This window comes from Streptomyces sp. NPDC087906 (genome assembly GCF_055584925.1).
On record NZ_JBVJLC010000004.1, the window covers coordinates 493573 to 506042 of the forward strand.

Below are 12470 nucleotides of genomic sequence, written 5' to 3' on the forward strand. Positions count from 1 at the left end.
AGGGGGGGGGGGGGGGGGGGGGGGGGGGGGGGGGGGGGGGGGGGGGGGGGGGGGCGCGGGGGGGGGGGGGGGGGGGGGGGGGGGGGGGGGGGGGGGGGGGGGCCGGGGGGGCCCGGGGGGGCACGGGCGAGGAAGCCGCCCCCGCCCCCGCCGCCCCCGCCCCCGCCGCCCCCGCCAGCGCTACACCCGCCGCACCCGCATCCACCCCCGCGCCCGCGCCCGGGAAGCCGGCCGCCCCCGTCGAAGGCGCTACGCGTCCTTGAACTCCTGGCGCTGCCGCCCGAGCCCCTCGATCTCCAGCTCCACCACGTCACCGGCCCGCAGATACGGCTTCGGCTCCGGCTGCCCCATCGCCACACCCGCCGGCGTACCGGTGTTGATGACGTCGCCCGGGTAGAGCGTCATGAACTGGCTGACGTACCGCACGACCTCACCCACCGGGAAGATCTGGTCGGCCGTCGTACCGTCCTGCCGGACCTGGCCGTTGACGCTGAGCTTCATGGCCAGCGCCTGCGGGTCGGGCACCTCGTCGGCCGTGACCAGCCACGGGCCGAGCGGGTTGAACGTCTCGCAGTTCTTGCCCTTGTCCCAGGTGCCGCCGCGCTCGATCTGGAACTCGCGCTCGGAGACGTCGTTGGACACGGCGTACGCGCCGACATGCGCGAGACCGTCCTCCGCCGACTCCAGATAGCGGGCCGTGCGGCCGATGACGACCGCCAGCTCGACCTCCCAGTCGGTCTTGACGCTCTTGCGCGGTACGAGCACGGTGTCATCAGGTCCGACGACTGTGTCCGGCGCCTTGAAGAAGATGATCGGCTCGGCCGGGGCCTCGGCGCCGGTCTCCCGGGCGTGGTCGTGGTAGTTCAGCCCGATGCATACGATCTTTCCGATCCGGCCGAGCGGCGGGCCCACCCGCTGTCCGGCGCCGCCCTCCAGCACGGGCAGTTCGCCCGCCGCCGCGGCCGCCCTGATCCGGTCGAGCGCGTCGCCGTCGGCGAGCAGCGCCCCGTCGATGTCCGTGACCTGGCCCGACAGGTCGCGCAGGGTCGTACCGTCCTGGTCGAGCAGCGCCGGCCGTTCGGCGCCTGCCGTACCGACACGCAGCAGCTTCATGAATCTGACTCCCTCTGGTCGCACGTGCCCCGGCCGACGGGTTGCGGCCGCCGGCGGGATCGTCCGATCGTCCAAGACATCCGATCACTGTGCAAGGGCCGATTCACACCGTGGACCGGGACCGGACCCCGGCCGGTCCAGGACCGCACCCGGGGGCCCGGGTCAGACGGCGGGCGACATGGCGCCGACGGCAGGCATGTCGCGGTAGAGGAAGTACCGCTCGCACGCCGTCCATGTGGTGCTCGTCACGACGTACAGGGCGGCGGCCAGCGGCACGAAGCCGACGGTGAACAGCGTCGCGAAGGACATCAGCGGCATCAGCTTCGTCATGGCCCCGAGCCCGGCGATCGGCGCTCCGTCGGGTCCTGCCCCGGCCGCGGGGGCGGGCGACTTGGCGAGCTGGATCTTCATCCGCCGGTAGTTGAACGTGGCGACGCCGGCGACGATCGCGAAGAGCGCCAGATACACCAGACCCGCCCCGCCGAACAGCCCGCCGTGCGCGAGCGCGTCGCTCCAGCGGTCGCCGAGCGGAGCGGCGAAGAGGTGGTGGTCGAGCAGCCCGTTGGGCCCGTCACCGATCTGCTTGCGCGAGAAGAGGTGGTACATCAGGAAGAACGCGGGCATCTGGAACAGCCCCGGCAGACAGCCGGAGAGCGGGGAGACCTTCTCCTCCGCGTGCAGTTCCATGATCGCCTTCTGTAGCCGCTCCCGGTCCTTGCCGTGCTTCTTGCGCAACTCGGCGAGCTGCGGCTGCAGCCGGGCGCGCTCCTTCTGGCCGCGCGCGGAGGCGCGGGAGAGCGGATGGATGGCGAGACGTACGCAGGCGGTGAAGACGACGATCGCCGCGGCGGCCGACGAGGCGTGGAACAGCGGCTGGAGCAGATCGGCGAAGTTGGTGACCAGACTGGCGAACACAGACATGAGCCAGGACATATGAGCCCTCCGAGGGGTCTCGTCGTGCCGGATGGAAGACAACTCGGCATGACGACCCGCGCGGGGTCAGGCAGACAACAGGCAGGACCAGCTAGCTGGTCCCACCGCCCCTACGCGGCCGTCGGCAGACGACGGCCGGGCGCTCGGGGCCTCGTACGCCCTCGGGCGTCGGGATCCCGCTGCGGCAGGAAGGCGGTGCGCTGCTCGCGGTCGCGGATGGCGGTGCGCACCCGCTGACGCGGTACGGCGGGCACGGCGCGCGCGGAGATGACGGCGCACACGACGAGCGCGCTGCCGGCCGCGGCTGTGGCGGCGAGGGCGACGGCGGCGGAGAGGCTGCCGGCGTCGACGAGCAGGACTTCGGTGAGGACGAAGAGCAGCAGCCCGGTGGGGTTGGGCAGCCGACGGGGCAACCGGGCCCGGGTCGGTCGCGGTGCGCTGCCGGCCATGGTCCTGCCCCCTCTCGCTTCGTCGGCGTCCTTGAAGACCGCCCTCCAGCCGTTATACACGACGCCCCTCGCGCGGCGGTGGGAACGGCGGAACGGCGGCGGCTACCCGCGCGCAGCCGCCGCCTCGCGCCCGTCAGACCCCATCCGCCAGCGCGCTGGTGTCGGCGAGCACGTCGGCGTCCGGCCGGGGGTCAGGGCGGCCGGCGGGGCCCGCGTACGTGACGGCCACCGCCACCAGCAGGTTCAGGGCGAGCCCCACGATCCCCGCGTTCAGGCCCCACACCGGGTCGTGGTCGGTGAAGACCAGGGCGCACACCAGCGCCACCCCCACCGTGAGCCCGCTCAGCGCGCCGGTCAGAGTCAGCCGCCGCCACACCAGCGCGAGCAGCAGCATCGGCAGCAGTTGCGCCATCCCCTCGTACGAGATGAGCGAGAGCCGCACCAGCGTGTTCGGCACGGCGTACGTCATCACCAGCGCGACCACCCCGGCGACCACGACGACCACCTGCGCTGCGCCCTTCTGCCTGGCCTGCCAGCGCGGTACGAGCGACAGCACGCTGCGTCCCCACATCGTCCCGATGACCAGCATGAACACGGCCATCGGCACGACCGACGACAGTGCGGCGGCGACCCCGACCACGCCCACCACCCAGGCGGGCAGCGAGTCGACGATCAGCTTGAAGAGCGCGAGGTTCGATTCGGCGCCGGCCAGTCCGGGGACGACGAACAGCGCGGCGAGCCCGAGCAGCATCGGGACGAACAGCAGCACGTTGTAGGCGGGCAGCCAGATCGCGTTGCGCCGCAGCACGTCGGCGCTGCGCGCGCCCAGGTAGCCGGCGACGGTGGTCGGGAAGATCACCACGGTGAGCGCGTTCATCAGCGACGTCGTGACGAACCACGCGCTGCCCATCCCGCTGTGCCCGTGCCCCGGCAGCGTCAGCCACTGGCGCTTCTCCGCCACGATCCGGTCGAGGAGCGGCCCGTACCCGTCGAAGTAGTGCAGCGGTACGTAGACGGCGAGGAACGCGAGCGTCCCGATCACCATGACGTCCTTGAGCACGGACACCCACGCGCTGCCGCGCAGCCCGCTCACCACGACGAAGCCGGTGGTGACGGCGAAGGCGATGAAGTAGGCCCAGTTGAGGCTGATCGCGCCGTACGAGATGGTCGAGACGACCACGCCCATGCCGGTGATCTGGAGCTGGATGTACGGCAGCAGGAAGACGGTGGCCAGGACCGCGGTCAGCGCGCCCAGCCAGGGCCGGCCGAAGCGGTGGGCGATCATGTCGGTGATGCCGACGAGCTGGTGGCGGCGGGCGTAGCTCCAGAGCATCGGCCCGACGACGTAACCGACGGCGTATCCGCAGGACATGTACGCGACGACGTACAGCACCGGCGCGCCGAAGTCGTACCCCCAGCCGGCGCCGCCCAGATAGCTGAAACTGGTGTAGCCCTCGCCGGCCATCAGCACCCAGATGAACACGGCCCCGAGGCTGCGCCCGCCCACGGACCACTCGGCGATCCCGCCGGTCTTCCCGCCCCGGCCGCGTACGGCGAGGAGCCCGAGCACGACGGTGGCCACCATGAAGACCCCGAAGATCGAGGTGGCGACGGCGGCGTTCACTCGCTGTCCCGACGCGACTGCGGCTGGTGCCGGTGCTGATGCTCGCGCTGCTTGATCAGCCGCTGATCGCCCCGGTAGGCGCGCCAGACGGCGAAGGGGGTGAGGAGCGTCGACACGAAGAGCCAGAAGGGCAGGAACGGGACGCCGGCGATGACGGGGTCGACGCGGTTGACCCAGGGGACGGCGACGAGGAAGAGCACGAAGGGGACGAGCAGCCAGAGCAGATGAGGACGTCGTAGGAACACGGCAGCACACTACGGGGACACGGAAGGTGAGCGGCGGGGGGACGAGCGCATCCCTGCCAAGGCCAGCGGACGGACGACAGGACCGCTAACAGGTAACGCCCCAGACCGGAACAACCCTGCCCCGGCCCCCGGGCAGCAGTACCGTGAGGAGCATGCGCCCCGACATGTCTGCCGACCACATCACGGAAGCCGAGCGCCTGCTGCGCACGGCGGCCCGGTACCCCGAGGACCACGAGCCCCTGCTCCTCCAGGCCGCCGCCCATCTGGAGCTGGCCGACGCCCGTGACCGCGCCACCGGCCTGTACGACACGCTCCTTGCGGCCTCCCCCGAACACCCTCAACTGGTGAAGGCGCTCCAGGCGGCCAACCTCTGGGAGTACGGCCATGATGCCGAGGCCCGGGTGATCATCGAAGGGCTGCGCGCGGCGGAGCCGCTGGACCCGGCCCCCTGGGAGATCCTGGCCGAGACGCTGGAGAAGCACGACGAGCTTGAGGCGGCCCACGACTCGTTCACCACGGCCCTGAACCTGCTCCTCACCCCGGGCGAGGAGGTCCCGTACCCCACTCACTCGCTGCTGATCGGCCGCCACCGGGTGCGCAGGATGCTGGGCCTGGCCCACGACGACTGGGACGGCCTCGCCGACCGCGTCAACCCGGCGTCCGTCACCCTGGACGAGCTCCACGACCCCAAGCGCCTGTGGACCCTGGGCTCCGACAACCCCGCCGAACTCCAGGCCGAGATCACCCGCCTCCGCGCCGAACTGGGCTCCTACCGCACGGCCCTGTCCCGCCCCTTCCCGGTGGCGGTCCTGCACTGGCCGGCCCCGGAACTCACCGAACTCCTCGCCGCGTACCCGACCCTCTCCGCGGAGTACCCGTCCCGCGAGGCCCACCTGTCGGCCCTGGAGACGTCCCTGCGCGAACTGGCAGCGGCAGGCACCCCGAACCTCGGCATCGTCACGGGCACGGTCCCGTCGTACGAGGCCTTCGCCGCCTCGGAAGCCACACCCCCCTCGGACCCGTACCTCCTCCCCCAGTACGCCACAACCCTGGCAGCCCGAGGCCGAGCCACCCCCTGGCCCCCAGCCAGAAACGCCACCTGCTGGTGCGGCTCAGGCCACCCCTACAGGGAATGCCACGGCGCCGTCTAGGACGTACAGCGGCAGGTCCCTTCATCGTCAAGATGTCAGTCGTTGCTGCTAAGAATCAGGAACGACCGCGCAGCTTCGATGAAGGGACCCGTGGACGATGGGCGTATTGGACGACGACTCTCCGGCCACAGGGCTCTACGAGCAGTTGATCACCCTGCGACTCGCGGCGCAGCTAGAGGCGTTGGACAGCAGAACGCTGCGGCCCATCACCGACGCGGTCGGAGTCGAGTCTCAGCCTCATGTCCTGGCTAGGCACGTTGCCGAGACCGTCAAGCGGGTCCTGCAAGGGCTGCCTGCAGCGGAACGGGTCCATGCCGCGAACCACATTTTGGAGTCAGTCGGCACGCTGGTAGGCGCTCGCGAGTGGGTCGACTTGGTCGCCGACGGGCCCCGACAACTCATGGCTCTCGCCGAGCAGAAGGCGCCAGGCGTCTACGCCATCCGTCCGGCCACACCGTTGTCAGATACCGCGCTCCTCACCAATTCGCCCGAGGATCCCAATCTGGGCTTCGAGCTGCGCGCGGAGTTGGCGACAGCGGACCGAGTTGACCTGTTGTGTGCCTTTGTGAAATGGCATGGGCTTCGGGTACTGGAGGGAGCGCTCCAAGGCGCTCATGAGCGCGGGGTACCCATCCGCGTCATCACGACGACCTATATGGGGGCGACAGATCGGCGGGCGTTGGATCGGCTGGTCCGCGAGTTCGACGCCGAGGTAAAGGTCAACTACGAACTCCGATCAACTCGTCTCCACGCCAAGGCTTGGCTCTTTCGCCGCAAGTCGGGCTACGACACTGCTTACGTGGGCAGCTCCAACCTTTCCAAGGCTGCCCTGCTGGATGGGCTTGAGTGGAACGTTCGCCTTTCCTCGATCTCGACACATGACGTACTGAGGAAGTTCGAAGCGACCTTTGACTCTTATTGGAGCGAAGCCGCCTTTGAGATCTACGACCCTGATCACCACGGCGAACGTCTCACGCAGGCTCTTCGAGATGCGGCAAGGGGCACTCTGGGTACCAGCAGTCGCCGGATCAGCCTCTCTGGCCTGGAAGTACGCCCCTATCCACACCAGCAGGACATGCTGGAGCGGCTTGAGGTCGAGCGGGACGTCTACGACCGCCACCAGAATCTGTTGGTGGCAGCGACAGGTACAGGCAAGACCGTCATGGCTGCGCTCGACTTCAGACGACTACGCAGGAAGCTCGGCCGGGAACTACGGCTGCTCTTCGTCGCGCACCGCAGGGAGATCCTGGATCAGTCGCTGTACACGTACCAAGGAGTCCTGGACGACGGAAACTTCGGAGAGCAGCTAGTCGGCGACGAGATCCCAGCGGAGTGGAAGCATGTCTTCGCCAGCGTTCAATCACTGCATGCTCGCGCACTGGAAAAGCTGGCGCCTGATCATTTCGATGTCGTCGTCATCGACGAGTTCCACCACGGTACGGCTCCGACCTATCGGAAGATCGTCGAGCACTTCAGACCCGTCGAGCTTCTAGGGCTGACAGCGACGCCGGAGCGCACAGATGGAGTGAACGTCCAGAATGAATTCTTCGATGGACGCATTGCAGCAGAGATGCGACTGTGGGAGGCGCTAGAGAACGACCTCCTGTCCCCCTTCCACTACTTCGGAATCACCGATACCACCGATCTGACGGCAGTTCAGTGGAAGCGTGGTTCTTATGACTCGACCGCACTCAGCAACGTTTTCACCGGGAACGATGCCCGAGCCCGACTCATCGTGAAGGCAGTCGAGGACAAGGTCGCTGACCCGGGCAGCATGCGCGCGCTGGGCTTCTGCGTATCCGTTGCCCATGCGCACTTCATGGCCGACTTCTTCCAGAAGGCAGGCGTCAACGCCGTTGCCCTGTCGGGTGCCACACCCGGCACCGAGCGCCGGGCAGCGCTGGACGCGTTGAAGGCCGGCGAACTACAGGTGATCTTTTCAGTCGACCTCTTTAACGAGGGCCTCGACGTTCCGAACGTCGACACTCTGCTACTTCTGCGCCCAACCTCCAGCGCGACTGTCTTCCTGCAGCAACTGGGCCGTGGTCTGCGCCGTGACGAGGGCAAAGCTGTCCTCACAGTGCTGGACTTCATCGGCCAGCACCGAAAAGAGTTCCGCTTCGAGGAGCAATTCCGCGCTCTCACCAACCTCACGCGGCACCGTCTGACCGACGCCATTGAAGATGGCTTCCCCCAGCTCCCTACCGGCTGTCAGATCATCCTTGAGCCCAAGGCCAAGAAACTGATCATCGAGAACATCCGGCAGCAGATCGACATCAACATCACCCAACTGACCAACGAGGTGCGGCAGTACGCGCTGCCGGACCTCTCCACGTATCTGTCGGAGAGCGGTCGTGACATCAAGGAGCTCTACAAGGGATCTAACCGCTCCTGGACCAGGCTCCTCCGAAGGGCCGGGCTGCTCTCCGCCGCGGAGCCTGAGGGGGAAGACACGCTACTGAAGCGCGCGGCAGCCTTCCTTCATGTGGACGACCCAGTCCGTGCCGCTGCCTATACGCAGCTCCTAGAGGACGATGCACCCTCTTACGACGAACTAAGCGAGCCAGAGCGGGCCTTCGCCCGCATGCTGTACTTCACCTTCTGGCCCCACGGCGGCTTCACCACCTACCAAGCTGGCCTCTCATCCCTCCGTGACCACTCCGCGCTCCGTAGCGAACTGCGCCAGGTCATCGCCTACGTCCAAACCCGCCTGGACCATGTGACACCCGCTCTACCTATCCCGCACAGCACCCTGCCCCTGCGGATCCACGCCTCGTACAGCCGCGAGGAGATTCTCACCGCGCTCGGTGTTTCCACCATCGGGGGCTTCATGCCAGGCCACTTCCGCGAGGGAGTGCGCTGGTGCGAGCAGGCGAAGATCGACGCCCTGCTGATCACGCGAGAGAAGGACGAAAGAGACTTTTCCCCGCAGACGCGCTACAAGGACTACGCCATGAGCGAGACGCGTTTCCATTGGGAGTCCCAGAACCAAACATCAGAGTTGTCCCCCACCGGCAGGCGCTACCAGACGCACCAAGCCAACGGCACCCACGTGCTGCTCTTCGTACGCCGCTACCAGAAGACAGACATCGGCGGCCCGCAGCCCTGGATGCTGCTCGGCCCTGCGGACTATGTGTCTCACCGCGGCAGCAAGCCAATGGGTATCACCTGGGAGCTCAGCACCCCACTCCCCGCGGACGTCTGGACCTACTCAGCCATCGCCGCCAGCTAGAGAGTTCAGCGGCCAGCGCACGCTCGGCGAAATCAATCCGATTCGGAGATTCGCCAATAGGCCTGGTGAGCTAGGGCGAATTTGGATTCTATGCGATGTTGCTTGACCGTGCGCAGGGGCACCCCGTTGTCAACCGACGCATCTCCAAACCGGTCGACCACTCTGAGATCCTCAGTCAGGTAGAGCGCGCCACGGTCAAGTCGAACATGGCAGTTGGGGCACAGGCACAACACGTTGCTTTCGACATCGGGACCTCCATTCGTTCCGCCCAATGCCTGAAGGTGAGCTCCCTCTGCATAGCTCTCGCCGTCGGGCCCAACCGTCAAGGCCAGACCGCAGATCTGGCAGGTGTAGTCATGCCAGCACTTCACCCGTCGGGAGACTGCGGTATCGCGAACTATGCGCGTGATTGTGGCAGTCTTCCTGGAAGGGACCTTGTCGATGAAATCTTGCACTTGTTCGGCAAGGGGTGTCAGTCCTTGGTCCGCGTCCGGGAGGCGCTGCAGCTTGAACTGGCAAATCCTGAAGCCCTCCTTGCCAATCACCGTCGAGGAGTCCACGACCTCGTAGAGACCGTCGTAGCGGTATCCGCTAGAAGGTGAGTACGCCGATTCGCCTTTGTATCCACGGATGACACGGATCGGATATCCCTTGACCTGGCTCCGCAGCAGCCCGGCGTTCCCCGGCTTATCCCACGACTGATCCGCTACCTGCTGCTTCTTGGTGTTCTGACCACCAACGCCCGTGTAGTCAATCTCATCCCAACCATCCTTATCGTCGGGGTAGCCCTTGTTCAACACGATCGCGTCGGCTGCCGGCTGCTTCTCGGCATCAAGGCCCCACGAGATGCCGTCTTGTTCCATCTTGTGGAGCCTGGCGGTCATGACGTCCCGCCGGGAGGCGAATAGAGCTCCGGGAAGAACGTCACCTACGTGTCCGAAGACAGCTTGATACGCAGCCATGCATACATGCTGCCGAACATATGATCGAAGTTGATCGATGCGATCGAACATTTATAAAGTCGTGTCTGAAAATGATGGATCTTTGGCGCGAATCGACCCATCCTGCCCCTCCCACTCCGGGCCGGCTCACACCCGCGGTGCCACGTGTTGGGGACGTCGTTGCTCGGTTGGTGGAGCATCTCGCGTGCAACGAGTACGGGTGGTTCTGCGAGACGTTCGGGCGCGGCGTCGGGACGCTGTGGTTCGATCCCGAAGCCGGGGAGGACATGGGCGTCGAGCCCGACGAGAGCACCGCGAGGATCGTGCACCTCTACGGGCGGTCCCGTACCGAGGCCGGTGGGCGCTCATCCACCTGATCGAGGAGACCGCCCGGCACGCCGGCCATATGGATATTTTGCGGGAGCTGGTCGACGGCGGCACGGGTGATCATCCGCCGCTGTAATCGGTTCGTCGGTGATCCCCATGAGCCGGTACGGTACGCGAACTACTCATGGGGAGGGGATCGTTGATGCAGGTGGGAAGACGAAGACCGGTACGTGGCGCCGCGTTGCTGGCGGGGGTGCTGGCCTTGGTTTGCGTCGCGGGGTGCGGGGTGCGCGACGCCGACCGGGCGCGGTCGGGTGAGGGGCGCGGCGGGCACGGGATTGCTGCCGTTTCGGTGGAGGCGTTGCCTGAGCGGTTGGAGACGGACGGGACCACCATCACGGTGGGTGATCCGGCCGCCAAGCACACGTTCGGGCTGTACGAGGATCCCCGGTGTCCCGTCTGCCGGGAGTTCGAAGTGACCGGCGGCGCTGAGGCGATGGTGGCGGCCGCGCGGAAGGGCCGGATCAGGATTCAGTTCACACTGGCTTCCTTCCTGGACGACGGGCTGGGCGGACACGGGTCGGTCAAGGCCGTGAACGCGCTGCGGGCCGCTCTGGAGCAGGGCAAGTTCTTGGAGTACCACGACGTGCTCTACGCGAACCAGCCTCCCGAGCAGATCGACGGATTCACCGACCGCACTCTGCTCGCGCTCGCCGCGAAGGTGCCGGGGCTGCGGGGTAAGGAGTTCGACACCGCGGTGAGGACGATGCGGTACCGGGGCTTCGTGACAGCGTCGGAGCTGGCGTTCGAGGTGGACGGCGCCGCCGGGACGCCGGCGTTGCGGATCGACGGGTCGCTGCTGTCGGAAGCCGAGACCGAGTTCATCTTCGACAAGGACATGACCGCGAGACGCATCCTGGCCGTGATCTGACCGGCCCTCCACGAGGGTGTTGACGGGGCGTCAGGGGTGCGGGCGTACCACTACCGACGGGGGGTCCTTGCGGGCTTCCGCCAGGCGGAGTTTGGTGAGGACCGCCGCCACCAGCTCCTGCGGGTGGTCGCGGACCAGGGCCGGGACCGCGCTCACCACGTCCACGCCGTGGGATTCCAGGAGCAGTCGGCGGCGGAGCGTCGCGCGATACGCGGTGATGCCCAGGTGGTACTCCTCCGAGTCGACCTCCAACGCGACCCCCGCGTACGGCCAGTACGCGTCGGGTCTCGCCAGGAACGCGCCCGCGGCGGTGAGCAGCGTGGGGTTCCACAGGGCCGGCGGGACGCGGGCCGCGGTGAGGACGTCGCGGGTCTCGCCTTCGGCGATCGACCGTACGCCCACGCGCAGTTCGTGGATGACCGCGCGCAGCGCCGGGTTGCGCAGGGCGTGGGACGCGCGGAGTTCGGCACGTAGATCGTCCGGGTGGCAACTGGCCCGCTGCACGGTGTTGGCGAGCACCGCGCGCACCCGGTCCGCGGACGGTTCGTGGCGCGCGAAGTCGGACGCGGCACGGACCGGGCGTACGCACGGGATGCCGTTGACGAGGAGCGTCGGCGGCCAGCGGGTGGTGCGGCGCAGTTGGACGTACGAGGCGTCGCGCAGGCTGCGGCGGGACGCGACCAGCACCTCGGCGCGGTCCGTCGCCACCCCCCGTACCCCGTACAGCGCGAGCGCCGCCTCGCCCGTCAGCACCGCCGTCGCACCGGACATCGCGCCCGGCCCGACCCCGGCGTCGTCTATGGGGCAGGCGCCCGCGCCTCGTGCCGTCACCGCGTACAGGACCGCGCCCAGCAGCCGCTGCCGCGCGTCCGGGTCGCCCGTCTGTATCAGCACCACCCCCGGCAGCAACCGCTGCCACGGGCCGCCGCTCGCACAGCGGCGCGCCGCTGTGCTGGGGCTCAGCCCCGTGGCCCGCAACTGGCGCGTGGTGGCCAGCCGCAACTGGCTGCGGGCTAGGCGGTTGACGGCCGCGTCCGCGGCTGTGGTCCTGGGCATGTCCGTTCCGTGCCCGTCCGAAACGGGTGGGTAACCAGACGCTACGCTCTGTTACTTTCTTTTGCGTCCCCCGTTGCGTTCCGCGCCTCGTTACGCTCGACAGCGACCAGGAACAGCTACACGAGAACAGCTACACAAGGGTGGGCAGCAACATGGCCAAGATTCCGGCCGCAGCCGTAGCCGCAGGCGGGCTCGTCGGCGGCTACGCCGTCGCACGCTGGACGAAGAAGCGTCCCCTCGGCGGCGCGGCGCTCCTCGCCGCGGGTGCCGTGGCCGCTACGCAGTGGCAGCAGGCCGCGGGGACCAAGGCGACGGTCGCCCTGAGCAGCGCGTACGTCGCCGCCTTCGCCGGGTCGCACCCGCTCGCGAAGAAGCTCGGCGCCTGGCCCGCGGTCTTCACCGCGGCCGGCACGGTCGCCGCCGCCTCCTGGGCCGTCACCCGGCGCGCGCAGAGTTCCTGAGACCAGG

At 68.0% G+C, this 12470-nt stretch carries 12 protein-coding genes; 5 read left to right on the forward strand and 7 right to left on the reverse strand.

The genetic code is table 11. The features are described from left to right. Positions 1 to 249 precede the first annotated feature (249 nt). The 5 genes from ACZ63I_RS15875 to ACZ63I_RS15895 form a co-directional block, all read right to left on the reverse strand. A complete protein-coding gene (locus ACZ63I_RS15875; RefSeq protein WP_469339019.1) occupies positions 250 to 1113 on the reverse strand; it encodes a fumarylacetoacetate hydrolase family protein in 864 nt (287 codons plus the stop codon). Between the two features lie 162 nt (positions 1114 to 1275). Continuing rightward, on the reverse strand, positions 1276 to 2046 hold the full coding sequence (locus ACZ63I_RS15880) for a YidC/Oxa1 family membrane protein insertase (RefSeq protein WP_469339021.1): 771 nt from the start codon (positions 2044 to 2046) through the stop codon (positions 1276 to 1278). Between the two features lie 110 nt (positions 2047 to 2156). After that, positions 2157 to 2495 carry a DUF6412 domain-containing protein gene (locus ACZ63I_RS15885; protein ID WP_469339022.1) on the reverse strand — a complete coding sequence of 113 codons (339 nt, stop codon included), beginning with the start codon at positions 2493 to 2495 and terminating at the stop codon, positions 2157 to 2159. Between the two features lie 133 nt (positions 2496 to 2628). Further along, on the reverse strand, positions 2629 to 4119 hold the full coding sequence (locus tag ACZ63I_RS15890) for a sodium:solute symporter family protein (protein WP_469339023.1): 1491 nt from the start codon (positions 4117 to 4119) through the stop codon (positions 2629 to 2631). Beyond that, complete coding sequence (locus ACZ63I_RS15895; RefSeq protein WP_469339025.1) at positions 4116 to 4364, reverse strand: DUF3311 domain-containing protein; 249 nt, start codon at positions 4362 to 4364, stop codon at positions 4116 to 4118. Before ACZ63I_RS15895 ends, ACZ63I_RS15890 begins: the two co-directional genes overlap by 4 nt. A 152-nt stretch (positions 4365 to 4516) precedes the next feature. Between ACZ63I_RS15895 and ACZ63I_RS15900 the strand changes: the two genes are divergently transcribed. Both ACZ63I_RS15900 and ACZ63I_RS15905 read left to right on the forward strand, forming a co-directional pair. Next, positions 4517 to 5515: an SEC-C metal-binding domain-containing protein gene (locus tag ACZ63I_RS15900; RefSeq protein WP_469339027.1), complete on the forward strand. Its 999-nt coding sequence runs from the start codon at positions 4517 to 4519 to the stop codon at positions 5513 to 5515. A 97-nt stretch (positions 5516 to 5612) separates the two neighbouring features. Further along, the gene (locus ACZ63I_RS15905; RefSeq protein ID WP_469339028.1) at positions 5613 to 8747 is read left to right on the forward strand and encodes a DEAD/DEAH box helicase; all 3135 of its coding nucleotides are present in this window, start codon (positions 5613 to 5615) and stop codon (positions 8745 to 8747) included. 32 nt (positions 8748 to 8779) lie between these two features. Here the strand turns inward: ACZ63I_RS15905 and ACZ63I_RS15910 are convergent, their stop codons facing one another. Further along, positions 8780 to 9760 carry a YDG/SRA domain-containing protein gene (locus ACZ63I_RS15910; RefSeq protein ID WP_469339029.1) on the reverse strand — a complete coding sequence of 327 codons (981 nt, stop codon included), beginning with the start codon at positions 9758 to 9760 and terminating at the stop codon, positions 8780 to 8782. Between ACZ63I_RS15910 and ACZ63I_RS15915 the strand changes: the two genes are divergently transcribed. Together ACZ63I_RS15915 and ACZ63I_RS15920 are read left to right on the forward strand one after the other, a co-directional pair. Next, on the forward strand, positions 9747 to 10151 hold the full coding sequence (locus ACZ63I_RS15915) for a mycothiol transferase (RefSeq protein ID WP_469339031.1): 405 nt from the start codon (positions 9747 to 9749) through the stop codon (positions 10149 to 10151). The two genes, ACZ63I_RS15910 and ACZ63I_RS15915, sit on opposite strands and share 14 nt — an antisense overlap. A gap of 216 nt (positions 10152 to 10367) precedes the next feature. Next, positions 10368 to 10946, forward strand: a complete 579-nt coding sequence (locus ACZ63I_RS15920) for a DsbA family protein (protein WP_469339254.1) — start codon at positions 10368 to 10370, stop codon at positions 10944 to 10946. A 30-nt stretch (positions 10947 to 10976) separates the two neighbouring features. Here ACZ63I_RS15920 and ACZ63I_RS15925 read toward each other — a convergent pair whose 3' ends face one another. Next, a complete protein-coding gene (locus tag ACZ63I_RS15925; protein WP_469339033.1) occupies positions 10977 to 12002 on the reverse strand; it encodes a hypothetical protein in 1026 nt (341 codons plus the stop codon). 152 nt (positions 12003 to 12154) lie between these two features. Between ACZ63I_RS15925 and ACZ63I_RS15930 the strand changes: the two genes are divergently transcribed. Further along, a complete protein-coding gene (locus tag ACZ63I_RS15930) occupies positions 12155 to 12463 on the forward strand; it encodes a hypothetical protein (RefSeq protein WP_469339035.1) in 309 nt (102 codons plus the stop codon). Positions 12464 to 12470 lie beyond the last annotated feature (7 nt).

Bases quoted from the DNA above. Each gene is read 5' to 3' on its own strand.
- ACZ63I_RS15875 (WP_469339019.1), bottom strand. From the start codon at position 1,113: ATGAAGCTGCTGCGTGTCGGTACGGCAGGCGCCGAACGGCCGGCGCTG.
- ACZ63I_RS15880 (WP_469339021.1), bottom strand. From the start codon at position 2,046: ATGTCCTGGCTCATGTCTGTGTTCGCCAGTCTGGTCACCAACTTCGCC.
- ACZ63I_RS15885 (WP_469339022.1), bottom strand. From the start codon at position 2,495: ATGGCCGGCAGCGCACCGCGACCGACCCGGGCCCGGTTGCCCCGTCGG.
- ACZ63I_RS15900 (WP_469339027.1), top strand. From the start codon at position 4,517: ATGCGCCCCGACATGTCTGCCGACCACATCACGGAAGCCGAGCGCCTG.
- ACZ63I_RS15905 (WP_469339028.1), top strand. From the start codon at position 5,613: ATGGGCGTATTGGACGACGACTCTCCGGCCACAGGGCTCTACGAGCAG.
- ACZ63I_RS15915 (WP_469339031.1), top strand. From the start codon at position 9,747: ATGCGATCGAACATTTATAAAGTCGTGTCTGAAAATGATGGATCTTTG.
- ACZ63I_RS15910 (WP_469339029.1), bottom strand. From the start codon at position 9,760: ATGTTCGATCGCATCGATCAACTTCGATCATATGTTCGGCAGCATGTA.
- ACZ63I_RS15925 (WP_469339033.1), bottom strand. From the start codon at position 12,002: ATGCCCAGGACCACAGCCGCGGACGCGGCCGTCAACCGCCTAGCCCGC.
- ACZ63I_RS15930 (WP_469339035.1), top strand. From the start codon at position 12,155: ATGGCCAAGATTCCGGCCGCAGCCGTAGCCGCAGGCGGGCTCGTCGGC.